Annotated in this window: 18 protein-coding genes; 10 read left to right on the top strand and 8 right to left on the bottom strand. The window is 64.8% G+C overall.

Annotated features, from left to right (window positions below; all coding sequences use genetic code 11):
• Positions 1-35 precede the first annotated feature (35 nt).
• Positions 36-1049: an isocitrate dehydrogenase gene (locus VLF18_RS13435; protein ID WP_325280136.1), complete on the bottom strand. Its 1014-nt coding sequence runs from the start codon at positions 1047-1049 to the stop codon at positions 36-38.
• 141 nt (positions 1050-1190) lie between these two features.
• Between VLF18_RS13435 and VLF18_RS13430 the strand changes: the two genes are divergently transcribed.
• Positions 1191-2270: a hypothetical protein gene (locus VLF18_RS13430; protein WP_325280135.1), complete on the top strand. Its 1080-nt coding sequence runs from the start codon at positions 1191-1193 to the stop codon at positions 2268-2270.
• A gap of 3 nt (positions 2271-2273) precedes the next feature.
• Here the strand turns inward: VLF18_RS13430 and VLF18_RS13425 are convergent, their stop codons facing one another.
• Together VLF18_RS13425 and grxC are read right to left on the bottom strand one after the other, a co-directional pair.
• Positions 2274-2660, bottom strand: a complete 387-nt coding sequence (locus VLF18_RS13425; protein ID WP_325280134.1) for a carboxymuconolactone decarboxylase family protein — start codon at positions 2658-2660, stop codon at positions 2274-2276.
• Entirely contained in the window at positions 2657-2920 is a 264-nt protein-coding gene (gene grxC, locus VLF18_RS13420) for a glutaredoxin 3 (RefSeq protein WP_325280133.1), read from the bottom strand. The genes VLF18_RS13425 and grxC overlap by 4 nt, the downstream gene beginning before the upstream one ends.
• 212 nt (positions 2921-3132) lie before the next feature.
• On the opposite strand from grxC, the gene VLF18_RS13415 reads away from it, so the two are divergent.
• The 7 genes from VLF18_RS13415 to VLF18_RS13385 all read left to right on the top strand — a co-directional run bounded on the left by VLF18_RS13415 (position 3133) and on the right by VLF18_RS13385 (position 12224).
• The gene (locus VLF18_RS13415; protein ID WP_325280132.1) at positions 3133-4815 is read left to right on the top strand and encodes a M48 family metalloprotease; all 1683 of its coding nucleotides are present in this window, start codon (positions 3133-3135) and stop codon (positions 4813-4815) included.
• A 48-nt stretch (positions 4816-4863) separates the two neighbouring features.
• The gene (gene phoB, locus VLF18_RS13410) at positions 4864-5553 is read left to right on the top strand and encodes a phosphate regulon transcriptional regulator PhoB (RefSeq protein WP_325280131.1); all 690 of its coding nucleotides are present in this window, start codon (positions 4864-4866) and stop codon (positions 5551-5553) included.
• A 28-nt stretch (positions 5554-5581) separates the two neighbouring features.
• Positions 5582-6898: a phosphate regulon sensor histidine kinase PhoR gene (gene phoR / locus VLF18_RS13405; protein ID WP_325280130.1), complete on the top strand. Its 1317-nt coding sequence runs from the start codon at positions 5582-5584 to the stop codon at positions 6896-6898.
• Entirely contained in the window at positions 6895-7809 is a 915-nt protein-coding gene (locus VLF18_RS13400; protein WP_325280129.1) for a PstS family phosphate ABC transporter substrate-binding protein, read from the top strand. The genes phoR and VLF18_RS13400 overlap by 4 nt, the downstream gene beginning before the upstream one ends.
• A complete protein-coding gene (gene ppk1 / locus VLF18_RS13395) occupies positions 7806-9893 on the top strand; it encodes a polyphosphate kinase 1 (protein WP_325280128.1) in 2088 nt (695 codons plus the stop codon). The genes VLF18_RS13400 and ppk1 overlap by 4 nt, the downstream gene beginning before the upstream one ends.
• An 81-nt stretch (positions 9894-9974) precedes the next feature.
• Positions 9975-11498 (top strand): exopolyphosphatase, encoded by a 1524-nt coding sequence (gene ppx, locus VLF18_RS13390; protein WP_325280127.1) that lies wholly within the window; start codon positions 9975-9977, stop codon positions 11496-11498.
• 231 nt (positions 11499-11729) lie between these two features.
• The gene (locus VLF18_RS13385; protein ID WP_325280200.1) at positions 11730-12224 is read left to right on the top strand and encodes a peptidylprolyl isomerase; all 495 of its coding nucleotides are present in this window, start codon (positions 11730-11732) and stop codon (positions 12222-12224) included.
• Between the two features lie 72 nt (positions 12225-12296).
• On the opposite strand, the gene VLF18_RS13380 is transcribed toward VLF18_RS13385, so the two are convergent.
• From VLF18_RS13380 to VLF18_RS13360, 5 genes are all read right to left on the bottom strand, one after another.
• The gene (locus VLF18_RS13380; protein WP_325280126.1) at positions 12297-12818 is read right to left on the bottom strand and encodes a hypothetical protein; all 522 of its coding nucleotides are present in this window, start codon (positions 12816-12818) and stop codon (positions 12297-12299) included.
• A 63-nt stretch (positions 12819-12881) separates the two neighbouring features.
• Entirely contained in the window at positions 12882-13379 is a 498-nt protein-coding gene (locus VLF18_RS13375; RefSeq protein ID WP_325280125.1) for a hypothetical protein, read from the bottom strand.
• Between the two features lie 195 nt (positions 13380-13574).
• Positions 13575-14957 carry a hypothetical protein gene (locus VLF18_RS13370; RefSeq protein WP_325280124.1) on the bottom strand — a complete coding sequence of 461 codons (1383 nt, stop codon included), beginning with the start codon at positions 14955-14957 and terminating at the stop codon, positions 13575-13577.
• A gap of 70 nt (positions 14958-15027) precedes the next feature.
• Complete coding sequence (locus tag VLF18_RS13365; protein WP_325280123.1) at positions 15028-15504, bottom strand: hypothetical protein; 477 nt, start codon at positions 15502-15504, stop codon at positions 15028-15030.
• A gap of 47 nt (positions 15505-15551) precedes the next feature.
• Positions 15552-16331 carry an Ig-like domain-containing protein gene (locus VLF18_RS13360; protein ID WP_325280122.1) on the bottom strand — a complete coding sequence of 260 codons (780 nt, stop codon included), beginning with the start codon at positions 16329-16331 and terminating at the stop codon, positions 15552-15554.
• Positions 16332-16625: 294 nt separating this feature from the next.
• On the opposite strand from VLF18_RS13360, the gene VLF18_RS13355 reads away from it, so the two are divergent.
• Positions 16626-17354 (top strand): glycosyltransferase family 2 protein, encoded by a 729-nt coding sequence (locus tag VLF18_RS13355; protein WP_325280121.1) that lies wholly within the window; start codon positions 16626-16628, stop codon positions 17352-17354.
• Positions 17351-17527 (top strand): DUF2304 domain-containing protein (locus VLF18_RS13350; RefSeq protein ID WP_325280199.1); only part of this gene is annotated, 177 nt, incomplete at its 3' end. The genes VLF18_RS13355 and VLF18_RS13350, both read left to right, overlap by 4 nt.

Below are 17527 nucleotides of genomic sequence, written 5' to 3'. Positions count from 1 at the left end.
GCGGCACGCCTTTTTTACTGCCGTCGAGGCGATGCTCAGTTGTTGCGCACGCTCTCGATCAGTGCATCGGCAAACGTGTCGGTCGTACCGCTGCCGCCGAGGTCCGGCGTGACGCGATCCTTGCGCCCGACGACGTCGCGAATCGCCGCGCGCACGCGCTGCGCCTGATCTTCAAGGCCGAGATGGCCGAGCATCTGGCATGCGGCGAGCAGCAGCGCGCAGGGATTGGCGACACCCTTGCCGGCGATGTCCGGCGCCGAACCATGCACGGCCTCGAAGATCGCCGCTTCGGTGCCGATGTTCGCGCCCGGCGCGAGACCGAGGCCGCCGACGAGACCGGCGCAGAGATCGGAAATGATGTCGCCGAACAGGTTCGTCGTCACGATGACGTCGAACTGCTGCGGATTCATGACGAGCTGCATGCAGCAGTTGTCGACGATCATTTCGTTGCACTGGATCTCGGGATAGTCGCCGGCCACCTCGCGCGCGACCTTGAGGAACAGCCCCGAGGTCGTCTTCATGATGTTGGCTTTGTGCACGATGGTAACTTTCTTGCGTCCCTGGCGGCGCGCCAGCTCGAACGCGTAGCGCACGATGCGCTCGGAACCGCGGCGCGTGACCTTGATCTGCGAATGCGCGGTGTCGCCGTCCTCGGACAAGGTCTGGCCTTCCGAACCGTAGGCGCCTTCGGTGTTCTCACGAACGGTGATGAGATCGATGCCTTCGTAGCGCGCCTTCGTGCCCGGAATCGTGATCGCCGGACGAACGTTGGCGTAGAGGTCGAAGCGCTTGCGCAGCTCGACGTTGAGCGACGAGAACCCGCCGCCGATCGGCGTGGTCAGAGGACCCTTGAGTGCGACGCGATGGCGCGCGATCGATTCCATCGTGGCCTGCGGCAGCAGTTCGCCGCAGCGTTCCTGTGCGGCCATGCCGGCGTCGACGAATTCGTAGCTCAATCCGGTTTTCAGTTCATCGAGAACGCGCAGCGTCGCGTTCATGATTTCCGGTCCTATGCCGTCGCCGCGGATTACGGCGATAGTCTTGCTCATGGGGATACTCCAGTGCCGGCTTGTCTGAGACAAAGAAAACCCCGCATTATCGGAGATGCCCTTCCCCTGGACAACCTTCGCCGTATGCGACCTTCGTCCGTCTTTGCGCGCGGGCTGCGCGCCGTCGTCGTCGCAGGCGGCATGGCTGTCGCGGCTGCGGTGCCGGCATCGGAACCCTTGCTCGCGCCGTACAGCGACAGTCCCGAACTCGTGATCGAACCGGTCGCCGGTACGCCCGCGACACGGCCTCGCCTGCGTCTGCAGGGCAACTGGCCGACCCCATGCCTGCCGAGCGTTGACGCGATCAGTCTCGACGGCAGCGAGCTGCGTATCGAGCTGCGTTCGAAAAAACCGCTGTGCGCCCGAGCGAGCGTGCCGTTCGACATCGATGTCGATCTCGCGCCGCAGCTCGGACGCCGCTGGCCGACGACGCCGCTGCGCGTCAGCGTGCTCACGGCGAACACTGCGACCGGCCCTTCCCAGCTGCGCGGCTTCGCGTTGATCGCGCCGCAACCGGGACCTCGCGCCGTTCCCGCTTCGGGGCTCTGGTGGCCGCTGCCGGAGAGCGACGCGACGAATCCGATGGCCGGAACGGGTTTCAGTTTTGAGATCCAGGGCGACACGATTGCCGCTGCCGTACTCGGCCGCACCGGCAGCGGCGACGCGATCTGGTATTTCGGAACCGGTCGCCTGCGCGGCCGCACGACCGAGATCGACCTCGTCGCCGCGACGCGCGACGGCGTCGACGGCGCGCGGCGCGCCGGCGACAACGCGGTGCTTGCGCTCGACTTCGACGGCAACGGCCGCGCGACGGCCTGGCTCGGCCGCTACGAACAGGGCGACAACCAGCCCGTGCTGCGCCAGCAGGTCATCGCGCTCGCGCATCTGCCCTTCGCGGAACGCACCGACGGCACGGCCTGGCAGGGCGACTGGGTGCTGCTCGGCGCCACGCCCGGACAGCCGCGCAGCGCGCGGCAGCTCAGGCTCAGCGCGACGGGATTCATCGCCGTCGCAAACTATCGACTCAACGGCGACGACGGCTCGGTGCTCAGTTGCGAGCGCGAGCCGGGAGCGCCGAAAGCCGCGCCGCCGCAGCGTTGCCGCCTGGCCGACGCGAAAGGCGCGGTCATCGCCGATTTCGACGCGATCGACATCAACCGCCTCGACGGCTTCGCGCCCGACCGCACGCCGGTACAGCTGATCCGCGCCGACCGGCGCTGAGGCTCAACCGGCCGCGTGATCGTGTGGCGGCGGCGCGTCGGTCTGCGCGTCTTCGAGCTGGTCGAGAAAATCGACCGCGCGGCGCAGGTGCGGAATCACGATGGAACCGCCGACGACGAGACCGACGCTGAAGATTTCGAAGAACTCGTCGCGATTGACGCCGGCGTCGCGGCATTGCGCGACGTGGTAGGCGATGCAGTCGTCGCAGCGCAGCACCATCGAGGCGACGAGACCGAGCATCTCCTTGGTCTTCACGTCCAGCGCGCCGCTCTTGTAGGTCTGCGTGTCGAGCGCGAAGAACCGCCGTACGACCTGATTGTCCTCGGCGAGGATGCGCTCGTTCATGCGCTTGCGGAACTCGGTGAACTGCCGCACGCGATCCTCGCTCATGCCGGGCTCCCGAGCAGTTCCGCAAGGCGGCCGCTGCGGTCGGCCGCGACGAGATCGTCATGCCCGCCGACGTGATGACCATTGATGAAGATCTGCGGCACGGTGCGACGGCCGCCGCTGCGCGTCAGCATTTCGTCGCGCCGCGCGGCATCGGTATCGATGCGGATCTCGCTGTATTCGAGCCCTTTGGACTTCAGCACGTTCTTCGCGGCGACACAGTAGGGGCAGATCGCCGTTGTATACATTTCTATCGTGGCCAACGCAGGTCTCCGTAAGCGGCGCGCCGGGGATTCCGCCGCCGCCGTCGCCGCCATTGTGGGGCCGGAAACGCCGACGGCAAGAGCAAAACCGCCGCCTTCCGGACGCAACGACGGACGAAACCGCCGATGAATGCGCCGGGTACGCGATTGGCCGCGGGAACCTCCCGTGAGTTAAGGTGTCGCAGCTTTCCCGAATGCCGTGCGGTCCGGCCATGCGAACCTGGTTCATCGCCTTATTGAGTCTCTGCGCGACCGGCCTTGCCGGCGCGCGCGAAACCGGCGTGCGGCTGCCCGACATCGGCAGCTCGGCCGCCGCCATCCTGTCGCCATCCGAGCAGCGCGCCTACGGCGCCAGCATGTTGCACGAGCTGCGTTCCTATGGCCTCGTGCTCGACGATCCGCTGCTCGTCGACTATCTCAACGCACTGGGCTATCGCCTCGTTTCGCACAGCGACAAGCCCGAGCAGTCGTATACCTTCTTCGTCGTACGCGACGCTGCGATCAATGCGTTCGCCGCGCCCGGCGGCTACATCGGCATGAACAGCGGGCTCATCACGACGGCCGTCGACGAGGGCGAAGTCGCTGCCGTGCTCGCGCACGAAATCGCGCACATCAGCCAGGATCACCTGCTGCGCGCGTTCGAGGATTCGCAGAAGGCGTCGCTGCCGATCGCGCTGGCCATGCTCGGCGCGATGCTCGCCTCGCAGGGATCCAGCGGCGACGGTGCCGAGGCGGCCCTCGTCGCCGGCACCTCTCTGATCCAGCAGCGGCAGATCAACTTCACGCGCAAGGACGAGATCGAGGCCGACCGCGTCGGCATCCAGACGCTCGCGCGCGCCGACTTCGCGCCGCAGTACATGGCCAGCTTCTTTGCGCGCATGGAGCGCGCGCTGCGTCCGGGCGCCGGCGACCGCGGCATTCCCGACCTGTTGCGCACGCATCCGGTCAACACCGACCGCATCAGCGACGCGAAAGCGCGCGCCGACGCGCTGACCGAAGAGCAGAAAGCGGCGCGCGCACGTTCGGGCAGCCTGCCGCCGATCCCCGCCGGCTACCGGCTGACCCCGCCACGCGAGGACGATCTCTCGCCGCTGCCAAGGCTCGACACGACCGTGGTCAAGGCCGACGGCCAGAATCTGTATTTCGCGCTGATGCGCGAACGCGCACGGGTGCTCGGCGCCGACCAGCCTGGTACGTTGATCGCGTACTACGCGGAAAATCGCCGGGAACCCGGCAGCGTCGCGGCCGCCGCGGCGAATTACGGTCAGGCGCTCGCGCTGTGGCGATCGGGCCAGGGCGAAAAGGCGCGCGCCCTGCTGCAGCCGCTTGCAGACGAGGCGCCGGGTCTGCTGCCCTATCAACTGGCGCTCGCCCAAGCCGAAGCCCAGGCCGGACGCCGTACCGACGCGCTGAACCGCTACGAACGCCTCATCGCCAATTCGCCGTCGAACCGCGCGATCGCGTTGGCCTACGCGCAGACCCTGATCGAAGACGGCAAGGCCGGCAGCGGACGCCGCGCGCAGGACCTGCTGCGTCCGCTGATGGCCGAGGAAATCGACGACCCCGAAATCTATCGCGTGTTCGCGCGCGCGTCGGAACTCGGCGGCGACAAGATCCGCGCCGCGGAGGCCTACGCCGACGTGGCGCTGCTGAGCGGCCGTCTTGAGGACGCCATGAACCAGCTGCGCGCGCTGACCGACCGTCGCGATCTCGACTATTACCAGCGCGCGCGCATCGAAGCGCGCATTGCCGAAGTGACGCCGTATGTGCTCGAACTCCGGCGCCGCGGCGTCAAACCGCAGGACCAGGGCCGTCTCGCGCCGGCTTTTTCCTGCCAGGATTCAAACTCTTGTGCATCTATGTCATTGAGGCGTAACAATCCTGCATTGCAATAACGCCGCTGTCACGAAAGCGTCGCGCCGCGGCGCAACCCGCGTGCAACCGTGCAAAAACGCATTCTCATTGTTGAAGACGAAACCGCGATCCGTGACATGGTCGCTTTTGCGCTGCGCAAGGCGGGCATGGATCCTGTCCATGCAGCCGACGCGCGCATCGCCCAATCCGCGATCGCCGAGCGCGTGCCCGACATGATCCTGCTCGACTGGATGCTGCCGGGCATGAGCGGTCTCGAATACGCGCGCCGCCTGCGCAAGGAAGACCTGACGCGCGAAGTGCCGATCATCATGCTGACCGCGCGCGGCGAGGAAACCGACCGCGTCAACGGACTCGACGCCGGCGTCGACGACTACGTGGTAAAACCCTTCTCCGCACGCGAACTCATCGCCCGGATCAAGGCCGTCATGCGGCGCACCCACGGCGATGAAGGCGATGGTGTCGTCGAACTCGGCGGCCTGCGCATCGACGGTGCCGCGCACCGCGTCTATGCAGGCGATCAGACCGTGCAGATCGGCCCGACCGAATATCGTCTGCTGCACTTCTTCATGACGCATGCCGAACGCGTCTATTCGCGCAGCCAGTTGCTCGACCAGGTCTGGGGCGGCAGCGTCTATGTCGAGGAACGCACGGTCGACGTGCACATCCGACGCCTGCGCAAGACGCTGGAACCGTACAAATTGGAAAATCTTGTCCAGACCGTACGCGGAGCCGGCTATCGCTTCTCGGTAACACCCTGAGCGCGCGCGTCGCCCGCGGCCGCCACGCATGAACGGACGCGTAGAACGCGCATTCGCGGCGAGCCTCTGGCGCACGATCGGCCTGCTGGCGGCGGCGCTCCTCATCGGCCTGCTCGCCGGCGGGCTCGCCTGGTGGCTGCTGGCCGGAACGACGATCTCGCTCGTTTACCTGCTGTGGCGGCTGCAGCGCTATGCGAACTGGCTGCAAGGCGGCTCGTACCGCGTCGATGTCGACGATGCCGGCATCTGGGGCGCGCTGTATCGCATCCCCGTGCTGCGCCAGCGACGCGAACTCGCGCGCCGGCGCCGGCTCGTGCAACTGCTGCGCACGTTCCGCACGACCGCAGCAGCCCTGCCCGATGCAACCGTCGTCCTCGACGACAGCGGCGCAATCCTCTGGTTCAACGCTGCCGCCACGCGCCTGCTCGGCCTGAGCTATCCGCAGGACCTCGGCGGACATTTCTCGAACCTCGTGCGCACGCCGCGCGTGACGCGCTGGCTCGAAAGCGGCGACTGGAGCGAAGCGCTGATGGACGTGCCGGCACCGGCCGACGACGCATTGCGGCTCGGCCTGCGCATCATCCCGTACGCGCAGGGCCGTCGCCTGCTGGTCGCACGCGACATGTCCAAGCTCATGCAACTGGAACAGGTGAGACGCGATTTCGTCGCGAACGTCTCGCACGAACTGCGCACGCCGCTGACCGTCGTGCACGGCTACCTCGACCTCATCGAACCCGAACAGGCGCCCGAGCTCGAACCGATCCTCGCCGAGCTCCGCACGCAGTCGCGGCGTATGACGCAGATCGTCGAAGACCTGTTGACGCTGTCGCGCCTGGAAGCGCAGGACAGCCTGCCCGAAGAGCGCGTGCCGATGCCGGGCATGATGCAGACGCTCAAGCGCGAAGCCGAAGCGTTAAGCCTCGGACGTCACACGATCGGTCTCGCCGTGCGCACCGACGCCGACCTCAAGGGATCGCCGAAGGAACTGCACAGCGCTTTTTCCAATCTGGTCAGCAACGCCGTGCGCTACACCCCCGCCGGCGGACGCATCGAGATTGCCTGGGAACTGCGTGACGGCCATGCCGTGTTCAGCGTCAGCGACACCGGCCAGGGCATCGCGCCGACTCACCTGCCGCGCATCACCGAGCGCTTCTATCGCGTTTCGAGCAGCCGGTCGCGCGACACCGGCGGAACCGGTCTCGGCCTGTCCATCGTCAAGCACGTGCTGCAGCTGCATCAGGCGCGTCTGACCATCGACAGCGAGGTCGGCGTCGGCAGCACGTTCGCCTGTCATTTCGGTGCCGAGCGTGTCTGCGCGGCACCGGCGCATGAGGAAATCGGATGAGGCACGCCCTGCGATGCGTGATCACGCTGCTGCTCGTCGCTCTCCCCGGCACGGCGGCAGCCGAGTCCTCGCTGACGAGCGTGGGCTCGGACACGCTCGGTGAGCTCATGCAGTCCTGGGCTCAGGCCTATGCCATCGTCGATCCCGGCACACGGCTTCAGATCCGCACGCCGGGATCGGCCGCGGCACCCGCCGCACTCGCCACCGGCGCCGCCGATCTCGGCCCGATGAGCCGCGCCATGAATCCGGGAGAGCTCGCCGAATACCGCGCGCGGCGCGGCCGCGAACCCGGACGTATCCGCGTCGCCTACGACGCGGTCGCCGTGTTCGTGCATCCGGACAATGCCCTGCCCTCGCTGCGTCTGGCCGATATCGCGCGGATCTGGACCGAGGGTTCGGACTGCGCCGGCGTGCCGGCCCGGCGCTGGAGCGATCTCGGCATCGATGCGGTCGCGCTCGCGCAGCGCCCTCTGCTGCGCCTGGGCCGCAATACCGCATCAGGAACTTTTGAATTTTTCCATGACGCCGCACTATGCAACGGCAGCTATCGCGCCGATGTGGTGCAGTTTCCGGGCGCGGGGGCGATCGTGGCCGCCGTTGCGGAGATGCCCGACGCGATCGGCTATGCCGGGCTCGGCCACGTCAACGGACTGGTCCGCGTGCTGCCGCTGCAGCGCGACGGCGAAGCGCCGGTGATGCCCGATTCGGCAAGTGTCATCTCCGGGCGCTATCCTCTGACGCGTCCGCTGTACCTGTACTTCAATCGCGCCGACGACGGTCGGCCGGACCCGGCGACCGCCGGCTTCCTCCGCTTCGCGCTCGGCGCGAAAGCACAGGAAATCGCCGCGGCCCGCGGGTTCGTCGCACTGCCGGCGGCCGACGTATCGCTGGAATCGGAGCAACTGCAATGACCTTGCTCAACAGCGCCATGCAACGCGACCTCACCGACCCTTCGCTGTATCTCAATCGCGAGCTGGCCCAGCTCGAGTTCAATTTCCGCGTGCTGGCCCAGGCCCAGGACTCGCGCGTGCCGCTGATGGAGCGACTGCGCTATCTGTGCATCTCCAACAGCAACCTCGACGAGTTCTTCGAAGTCCGCGTCGCCGTGCTGAAGCAGCAGATCGCACTGAACACGCCGATGCCGGGTCCCGACGGCCTGTCGCCGCTCGAAACGCTGACGCGGATCCGCGCGCGCGCGCTCGAACTCGTGCGCGCGCAATACGATTTCTGGAACGACGTGCTGCTGCCTGCGCTGGGCGACGAAGGCATCCGCTTCGTCACGCGCGACAAATGGACGGTCAAGCAGAAGCGCTGGCTGCAGGGCTATTTCCAGAACGAGATCCTTCCTGTGCTGTCTCCGCTCGGACTCGATCCGGCGCACCCGTTCCCGCGCATCCTCAACAAGAGCCTGAACCTCGCCGTCGTGCTCAAGGGCAAGGATGCATTCGGGCGCGAAGGCCACATGGCGCTCGTGCGCGCACCGCGCTCGCTTCCGCGCATCATCCGGCTGCCGGCCGAAGTGTCCGAATCGCCCTACGACTTCGTGTTCCTCGCCGGCCTGCTGCAGCAGTTCATCGACGAGATGTTTCCCGGCATGCGCGTCGAAGGCTCGTACCAGTTCCGCGTCACGCGCAACTCGGAGCTCGTCGTCGACGAAGACGAAGTCGAGAATCTCGCGACGGCGCTGTCGGACGAACTCGTCGGACGCGGCTACGCGCATCCGGTGCGGCTGGAGATCGCCGAGACCTGCCCGAAGCCCATCACTGAAATGCTGATGGCGAATTTCGAACTCACCGAGCAGGATGTGTATCGCTGCGCCGGTCCGGTCAACATCAACCGCATCAATGCGATCTACGACCAGGTCGAGCGTCCCGATCTCAAGTTTCCGAAATTCACGCCGCGCATCGCGCCGGCGCTGGCCGGCGGCCAGAACGTGCTCGACGTGATCCGCGAACAGGACGTGCTGCTGCACCACCCGTTCGAGTCGTTCGTCGCGGTCATGGATCTGGTCCGTCAGGCTAGCCAGGATCCGGAAGTGCTCGCGATCAAGCAGACGCTGTACCGCGTCGGCGACCACTCGCCGCTCGTCAATCATCTGATCGACGCGGCGCGCAACGGCAAGGACGTCACCGTCGTCGTCGAACTCCGTGCGCGCTTCGACGAGGAAGCGAACATCCGCCTCGCGAACCGTCTGCAGGAGGCCGGCGTGCAGGTCGTCTACGGCGTCGTCGGCTACAAGACGCACGCGAAGATGCTTCTGATCGTGCGCCGCGAACAGGGGCGGCTGCGCCGTTATGTGCACTTGTCCACCGGCAACTATCATCAGATCACGTCGCGCGTATACACCGACTTCGGCCTGATGACGTCCGACGCCGACATCGGCGAGGACGTCCACAAGATGTTCCAGCAGCTGTCGGGCCTCGGCACGGCGGTCAAGCTCAAGCGGCTGCTGCAGTCGCCATTCACGCTGCACAAGGGCCTGATCGAGAAGATCGAGCGCGAAATCGCTCACGCGCAGGCCGGGCGGCCCGCACGCATCATCGCGAAGATGAATGCGCTCAACGAGGGCGGCGTGATCCAGCAGCTCTACGCCGCCTCGATCGCCGGCGTGCAGATCGACCTGATCGTGCGCGGCGCCTGCGCGCTGCGCCCCGGCATTCCGGGCGTTTCCGACAATATCCGCGTGCGCTCGGTGATCGGCCGTTTCCTCGAACACAGCCGCGTCTACTGGTTCGCCAACGACGGCGAGCCGGAAATCTATTGCGCGAGTGCCGACTGGATGGAGCGCAACCTGTTGCGCCGCATCGAGACTTGCTTTCCGATCGTCGATACAGCGCTTGCGCAGCGCGTCTACGACGAGTCCCTCGCGAACTTCCTCGCCGACAACACGCAAGCGTGGATGCTGCATGCGGACGGCAGCTACGTGCGCACGGAACCCGGCGACGACATGCCGCATTCGGCTCAGCTCGCCCTGATCGCACGGCTCTGCATGTGATCCCGAGGTAAGTCCCGACGGCCGCACCCGCGTGCGGCGTCGTGGCAGAATCCGTCGGCCTACCAGCCCCGAGGTCAGCGCGTGCCCAACGGCCACAAGCCCATCCAGGACGGCGAACTGCTCGCGGCCGTCGACCTGGGATCCAACAGCTTCCACATGGTCGTCGCGCGCTACCAGCACGGCGAACTGCGCGTCATCGACCGGCTGCGCGACAGCGTGCGCATGGCGGCCGGCCTCCATCGCGACGGTACGCTCGACAGCCAGCGGCGCGATCGCGCGTTGGCGTGTCTCGCACGCTTCGGCCAGCGCCTGCGCGCACTGCCGCCCGGCCGCGTGCGCGCCGTCGCGACGAACACCGTGCGGCGCATGAGCGCGCCGCATGCGTTCCTGCTTCCGGCCGAAACCGCGCTGGGCCACCCAATCGAGATCGTGTCGGGCCGCGAAGAAGCCCGCCTCATCTATCTCGGCGTCGCCCACAGCCTGCCGGAGTCGCGCGAGCGGCGGCTCTGCATCGACATCGGCGGCGGCAGTACCGAATTCATCATCGGCATGGGGATGGACGCGCTCGAAACCGAAAGCCTGCAAATGGGCTGCGTCGCCAGCACGCTGCGCTTCTTCGAAGACGGCAAGCTCACGGCCAAGCGCTGGCGCCAGGCGCAGACTGAAATCGGCGTCGAACTTCAGCAGTTTGCCGCCGACTACCGAGCGCGCGGCTGGGCCGAAACCATCGGCTCGTCGGGCACGATCCGCGCGATCGGAAACATCGTACAGGCCAACGGCTGGTCGGATTCCGGCATCACGAACACGAGCCTCGAACGGTTGCGCGAAGCGCTGCTGACCGCCGGCAGCATCGACAAGCTGCGTCTGCTGGGGCTTTCCGAAGAACGCCAGAGCGTCATCACCGGCGGTGTCGCCATTCTTCAGGCCGCATTCGACGCGCTCGATCTGCAACGCATGCATGTCTGCGAGACGGCGATGCGCGAAGGCCTGCTCCACGACCTCATCGGTCGCGCCGAGCAGCGCGACCCGCGCACGGAGAGCATCGAAGCGCTGGTACGGCGCTATGACGTCGATCGCACGCATGCGCGCCGCGTCGAAGCCACGGCGCACCTGCTGTTCGATCAGCTCGCCGACCCCTGGCAGCTCGACGGCGATGCACTCGACTGGCTGCGCTGGGCCGCGCGCATCCACGAGATCGGCCTCGCGATCGCGCACAGCCAGCACCATCTGCACGGCGCGTATCTCGTTCGCCATTCCGATCTCGCCGGTTTCACACGGCAGGAGCAGGAATTCCTCGCGACGATCCTGCGCTGCCACCGCCGCAAACCCGATCTCGAAGCGCTGGCCGCGTTGCCCGAACGCGTGCGTCGCACGGCCGTGCGCGTGACGGCGCTACTGCGCGTCGCGGCGCTGCTGCATCGCGCACGCAGCGCCGATCGGCTGCCTGCACTGACTGTGCGCGGCGACGACCGCATGCTCGAACTCAAACTCGGACGCAATTGGCTGGAACAGCATCCGCTGACCGTCGCCGACCTCGACCAGGAACGCGACCACCTCAAGGATCTCGGCCTCAAGCTGCAACTACGCGCGGCGGAGCGGGTCTAGCGACAGTGGCTGCGGCCCGCGTTGCTGCCGCGTATCATTGCGATTCCACTGTCTTCAAGGAGATCCCCCGTGCTGAAGCACTGCCTGCTCGCCTTCGCCCTGATGCTGCCCCTGGCCGCCGGGGCTCAGAACCAGCCCAAGCCCGCCGCGAAGACCGACGCCAAGCCGGCCGCCGCCGCCAAGGTCGCCGAAGCACCGGCCGACGCCACCAAGGCCGCGCACCCGCAAGTCGTGCTGCATACCTCGATGGGCGACATCACGATCGAACTGTATCCGGACAAGGCACCGAAGTCGGTCGAGAACTTCCAGCAATACGTCAAGGACGGCTTCTACAACGGCACGGTGTTCCACCGCGTCATCAACGGATTCATGGTCCAGGGCGGCGGTTTCACCAAGGATCTCACGCAGAAACGCACGCGTCCGGCGATTCAGAATGAAGCCAACAACGGCCTGTCGAACGTCAAGGGCACGGTCGCCATGGCGCGCACCAACGACCCGCATTCCGCGACCGCGCAGTTCTTCATCAACGTCGTCGACAACAAGCGCCTCGACTACGTCAGCGACCAGAGCGGCATGACCTACGGCTACGCCGTGTTCGGCAAAGTCGTTTCGGGCATGGATGTCGTCGACAAGATCAAGGCCGTCGAAACGTCTGCGCAAGGCCCGCTGCCGGGCGATGTGCCGAAGGTTGCGATCACGATCGACAAGGCCGAGATGGCGCAGTAAGCCGTCGGACTTCGCAACAAAAAGCCCGCTGCACTGGCGGGCTTTTCTTTGGACGACGTCGATTCGACGTTGTCACTCGACGGAAAATTGCTGCAATGTAACGGGCAATCCCATGACGGTGATCGCGGTGGAGCCGCAATCGGGAGAACCGCCGAACGACGTCAGAAGCACGTAGTAGCCGCCAGCGGGCAATCCACCCATGGAAAACGACTCTGCTTGTCCGATACCGCCGTTGTCGGAGTCGCGAATACAGGTCGCTCCCGCCGAACAGGTAGTCTGCAATAACGCCAACTTGAGGTCGTAACCGGTCGGCGTCGCGGCAATCGACATCGTTTGGGCACCAGCAGCCCACTGCAACGAATAGATGGTGTCTGGCGAAGCACCAATCGCATCAAGACCATTGCACGCAGAAAGCAACTGATTCGTAGAACCGCAGGTGTCGACGGTGGCGGCTCCCGTGCCGCCATCGATTTGGCCGGCCTGGGCCGTGCAGTTTTGTGCGTTGGCCGTTCCGGGAAGAAGCGTCGTCGACACTGCAACGAACACAAAACTTGCCCCAGCCGCAAGAACTGCTTTTTTTCCGAGATAGCCCATCGGTCGACTCTCCTGCACTATTGAAATCCACCTATACAAAAGTCCGCTGATTAGCCAGGGCAATCAGTCTATCGAGAATTTCTGCAGCGTGATGGGCACTGGCGGCGTAACGGTGATTGTAGTCACGCCGCAATCCGGTGACCCGCCAAACGACGTCAGCAACAGAAAGAACGATTGCGGTCCGACGAGGCCCGCTACGCTAAAATTTTCCTGCGCTCCGACACCGCCACTATCCGCATCGCGAATGCAGGTCGAGCCGCCGGAACACGGAGCCTGCAGCAGCGAGAGCTTCAGATCGTAACCTGTAGGGGTTGCATGAATACCGCCCGTGGGTGTCGCGCCGGCCGGCAAGGTCAGCGAATAGATCGTGTCTGGCGACGTTCCAATTGCATCAAGACCGTTGCACGCAGACAGCAACTGATTGGACGATGCGCAAGTGTCGACTGAAATCGGTGGTCCGTCGATCAGAGCTCCGGCTGTGGGCGAACAAGACTGAGCATACGCCGCTCCGCTGACCAACGAAGCAAATGTCCACAACGCGGCAAGTTTTCCATCGTTCATCGCGAGTCTCCGAATGTTCGATGCAGAAATGGCTCACGCGGATATCGACGCCTAAACAGCTCGTACTACTGCATGGATTTTTACGATCTGCTCCGACAGTTCGTCAATGACTTGTCGAGATACCAGTATCAGCAGTACGGATTTCCGACCGAAGTCTTTCCGCCGGAAACCCGTCTTCCGGATCACGCGTCAGACTCAGCGCGGCGCAGCGCCATCCGCGGCGCGCACCTTGACACGCTGAGGCGCCGACAGAAACTCGCGTTTGCCGTCGTTGTAGAAGGTCGCGATTCGATACCAGTACTCTTTGCCTGCCGCGGCACCTTTGTCGCGCACCGCATAGTTCGACATAACGCCCGTCTTGGCCAGTGCGGATTTCCGGACGAGATCCCCTTGCAGCGAGAATGTCCCTTGCTCGCTATCGGCACGATAGATGGCGTAGCCGTATATTAGCTCCTCATTGTTGACGGACCAGCGCAACAGGGGTCCGTCACCCGGCGGAATTGCTGCCTCGATCGGCTTTTCGGCCACGCTCATCGATTTCAGCGCTTCATTGAGCGAAGGTACAGGCTTCGTTTCATCGCCTTTTTTTGCCTGCTCTGCGAAGGCCTCGTCGAGACTCTTGATCTTGACGTCCTTCGAGATCAGCAAGCCCCCCGTCATCACGACGATATCGCGGTCGAATTCCGCAACGTGGGCACGCAGAATTCCGTTGAGCTGCCCACTCGGCTGATGATCATCGACAACCATGCGAACCTGTTGACAGAACTTCTCCCCGCCGACGCAATCTTGCACGGTTACCTTCCCGGTCAGTCCTTCAAGCGCGACCTTGTCCAGCGTGAATGACTTTCCTTCGCTGCGATACTGCAGGATGTATTCGTTCAATTGCCCGATGCGGGCAACGCCAAGGCTGAAATTCGTCGTCGCCGGAAGTACTTCACCGCGCACTTCAGTATGGACGGGAATCCAGGCTTCCTTTTGCGAGCCCGAGTCCAACTGGATTTTGACGAGGCCGGTCAACTTGCCCCAAGTCGTCTTGGCGCGATGGTGTACGACTATGCCGCGACCGTCCTTGTTGATTTTCACATCGACGAAGTCTGGCGCTTCCTTGACCGACACGACGCGCACAGCAGGATCGTCGGTCGAGAGCGTGTAGTTGATTTTGGGAGATTCACCGGCCTTGACCGATTCAAAATCCAGCACACGTGTCGGGTCGCTCAGGACGCTGAGTGCAAAGAGCGATACTCGCCCAAGTATCGGCGACTTCGCGCCCTCATAGTCGATCTTGAAGGTGTGGCCTCTTGAGCCAAAGTCGTTCTGACTGTCGACCTCCACATCGATGACCACGTTGCCGCCGGCTGCCACGGTTTGTGGCGCCGACAAAACCGAGTCTGTGGGACGCAGCGGTTTGACGACAAGCCCCCGAATTTCGACGTTGGCGTCATTGACGATCGTGAACGATGAGCGCACTTTCTGAAACTGATAGACCGGCCCGGCATCTCCAGGCTCTACCGTCAGCGCCTGCGCAACGCCAGCGCAGGAGAAGATCCCACAAGCGGCAAAAAACAATCGACGGATCACAGCAGTTCTCCAAAGAAAAAAAGCCCGCCCCTTTCGGGACGGGCTTCATGAAACCCAAAACTTTGGACGATCAGTTGACCGAGAAGTTCTGCAGCGTGACCGGCAGGGTCGGCGTCACGACGATGTTGGTCGAGCCGCAGTCCGGCGAACCGCCGAACGACGTCAGCAGGACGAAGTACGTACCTGCAGCAAGACCCGCAACGCTGAAGTTCTCAGCCTGGCCGGCACCGCCGTTGTCGGCGTCGCGGATACAGGTCGAACCGGCCGCGCACGCACCCTGCAGCAGCGCCAGTTTCAGATCGTAGCCGGTCGGGGTGGCAGCGATGCCGCCCGTTGCGGTGGCGCCGATCTGCACCGAGTAGATCGTGTCCGGCGAAGCGCCGATCGCGTCCAGGCCATTACACGCCGACAGCAGCTGGTTCGACGACGCGCAGGTGTCGACCGTGATGGTCGACGGCGGCGAATCGATGAGGGTACCCGCGTTTGGAGAACAGGTCTGCGCATATGCGCCGCCAACCATAAGCATCTGGGCGGCGAGCGCAATCATCGTCTTCTTGAAGTTCATGTTCAGGGTCACTCCGTTTTTTGCTGTGATTATTGGCCGATGAACGACTGACGACGCGAATCGAATTCATCGAACTTGATGAAGTCGGTCGCCGTGAAGTTCGTGCGCCACTGATTGTTCGCACCCGCCAGACCGAGAACGGCCTGATCGACACCGCCCCATGCATTGTTCGCAAGGCCGGTCACGGTGCCGGTCGGCGCGCCGTCGGTCGTTGCGGTGGACTGATTGCTCACCCAGTAGCGAAGCTGACCGTTGCTGGCGCCGAAAGTCAGATCGATTTCGACGCGGTTTTCGCCAGCCTGGTTCGGCAGAGCGACGTCGACCTGGCGATACTGACCGGCCGCAGCCGTGTCACCGACGAGGAAACGGAGACCGCGAGCCGAACCCGTGCCGATCATGAAGATCTGCAGCGCGTTCTGCGTGCCACCCGGGGCAGCGGTCGGACCGACGACGTTGAAGATCAGCGCCGAGCGATTCAGCTGGGTCAGCGCGATCGCGGTGCTGAGGACAAACCGCGCGCGGTAGCGCTGTTCGGCGTTCGGCGTCTGATCGACGGCGCCGGCCTTGGCGGACGCCGACGAATTCTGATTCAGTGCAACCTGAATCGCGCAGTTCGTGCCGGCAAGACCCGGCGTGACGATGCTAGCGGCGGCCTGCGTCTGCAGCGCGGTCGACCACACGCCCGGCGGCGTCTGGTTGGCACCCCAGGTCGCCGTGCAACCCTGCGCCATCGCACCGCCAGCAAACGACATACCCGCCAGACCCAACACCGCCAGCGACAGCGTCTTCGTCATGACATTGGCTTTCATAGATTTCTCCCAAGTTGGATCGGGCGGAAGCGCGCTCCCTGCCCATGCATAAGTTCATGGGGCCCGACAGAAAAGGAGTGTAATCAGCACAATCCAATGCCGTCAACGCTTTAGCGACGGAAATTGTGTGCGATTCCACCCGTTCCGGCGAACCGATTCGGCACCCGCCACGGGTACTCGGAAGCTAGTAACGCAGCCGGGTCGCGACACCGGACACTCCGGACGATTTTTTTTCGCGTTGACGTCGATCGAGTCCGGTTGGGACAATCGGCTTTTCGCGCGTGCCGGAGTCCCGTGTCAAATCAACAGATTGGCTCACGCAGTTGTCTGGCCGCGATTCCTGCCCGCAACGAGCAGGACACCGTCGGCGAGGTCGTGCGCGGCGTCATGGACGCCCTGAACTGCGCGGTGCTCGTCATCAACGACGCCAGTACCGACGACACGGCAGCCGCCGCGGCGGCCGCCGGGGCCACCGTCGTCACCCTGCCGTTCCAGCTCGGCGCCTGGGGCGCGGCGCAGGCCGGCATGCGCTATGCGCTGCGCAATCACTATGAACGCGTGGTCACGCTCGATGCGGACGGCCAGCATCACCCGGACCAGCTGCCGCAACTGCTGCAGGCACACATGGCCGGCGGCGCCGATGTCACGATTGGAACCTGCCCGCAACGTCTGAGCGCCGCCAAGCGCGTCGCCTGGGCGTACTTCCGCCTGATCACCGGGCTCCAGGTCACCGACTTCACGTCAGGACTTCGCGTCTACGGGCACCGCGCTATCCGGGCACTGGCTTCGCGCGAGGCCAGCCTTATCGACTACCAGGACATTGGCGTATTGATGCTGTTGCGGCGCAAGGCGCTGCGCATCGCCGAAACGCCGACGATCATGTCGGCCCGCCGCAGCGGTGCGTCGCGGATCTTCTCGTCCTGGTTCACCGTCGCGCGCTACATGATCGCCACGACCGTGCTCGGCATCGCACGCATCGGTGCACGCGAACGTCGTACGCGGTCCGAGGCGGCAACACCATGACCGCGCAGATCACGGCTGCGCTGCTCGGACTCGCGCTGGCCGGCAGCATTCTCTATCTCGTGCGTCGCGATCACCTGCATGGCCCCTACGCGCTGTGGTGGCTCGTCGTTGCCGCGGCGACACTGGTGCTCGGCTTCGTGCCGCGGACGATCGACTGGCTCGCGCATCTGACC

The sequence above is a fragment of the Tahibacter sp. genome (assembly GCF_035481375.1).
GTDB lineage: Bacteria > Pseudomonadota > Gammaproteobacteria > Xanthomonadales > Rhodanobacteraceae > Tahibacter.
Note: the sequence above shows the minus strand (reverse complement) of the source record. Positions and strands in the feature narration are given on the sequence as shown.

What these genes read in the sequence shown, in the direction of transcription:
- VLF18_RS13430 (WP_325280135.1), top strand. Translation starts at nt 1,191, where the DNA reads ATGGCTGTCGCGGCTGCGGTGCCGGCATCGGAACCCTTGCTCGCGCCG.
- VLF18_RS13425 (WP_325280134.1), bottom strand. Translation starts at nt 2,660, where the DNA reads ATGAGCGAGGATCGCGTGCGGCAGTTCACCGAGTTCCGCAAGCGCATG.
- VLF18_RS13380 (WP_325280126.1), bottom strand. Translation starts at nt 12,818, where the DNA reads ATGGGCTATCTCGGAAAAAAAGCAGTTCTTGCGGCTGGGGCAAGTTTT.
- VLF18_RS13435 (WP_325280136.1), bottom strand. Translation starts at nt 1,049, where the DNA reads ATGAGCAAGACTATCGCCGTAATCCGCGGCGACGGCATAGGACCGGAA.
- VLF18_RS13360 (WP_325280122.1), bottom strand. Translation starts at nt 16,331, where the DNA reads ATGAAAGCCAATGTCATGACGAAGACGCTGTCGCTGGCGGTGTTGGGT.
- VLF18_RS13400 (WP_325280129.1), top strand. Translation starts at nt 6,895, where the DNA reads ATGAGGCACGCCCTGCGATGCGTGATCACGCTGCTGCTCGTCGCTCTC.
- VLF18_RS13365 (WP_325280123.1), bottom strand. Translation starts at nt 15,504, where the DNA reads ATGATTGCGCTCGCCGCCCAGATGCTTATGGTTGGCGGCGCATATGCG.
- ppk1 (WP_325280128.1), top strand. Translation starts at nt 7,806, where the DNA reads ATGACCTTGCTCAACAGCGCCATGCAACGCGACCTCACCGACCCTTCG.
- VLF18_RS13415 (WP_325280132.1), top strand. Translation starts at nt 3,133, where the DNA reads ATGCGAACCTGGTTCATCGCCTTATTGAGTCTCTGCGCGACCGGCCTT.
- VLF18_RS13375 (WP_325280125.1), bottom strand. Translation starts at nt 13,379, where the DNA reads ATGAACGATGGAAAACTTGCCGCGTTGTGGACATTTGCTTCGTTGGTC.
- phoR (WP_325280130.1), top strand. Translation starts at nt 5,582, where the DNA reads ATGAACGGACGCGTAGAACGCGCATTCGCGGCGAGCCTCTGGCGCACG.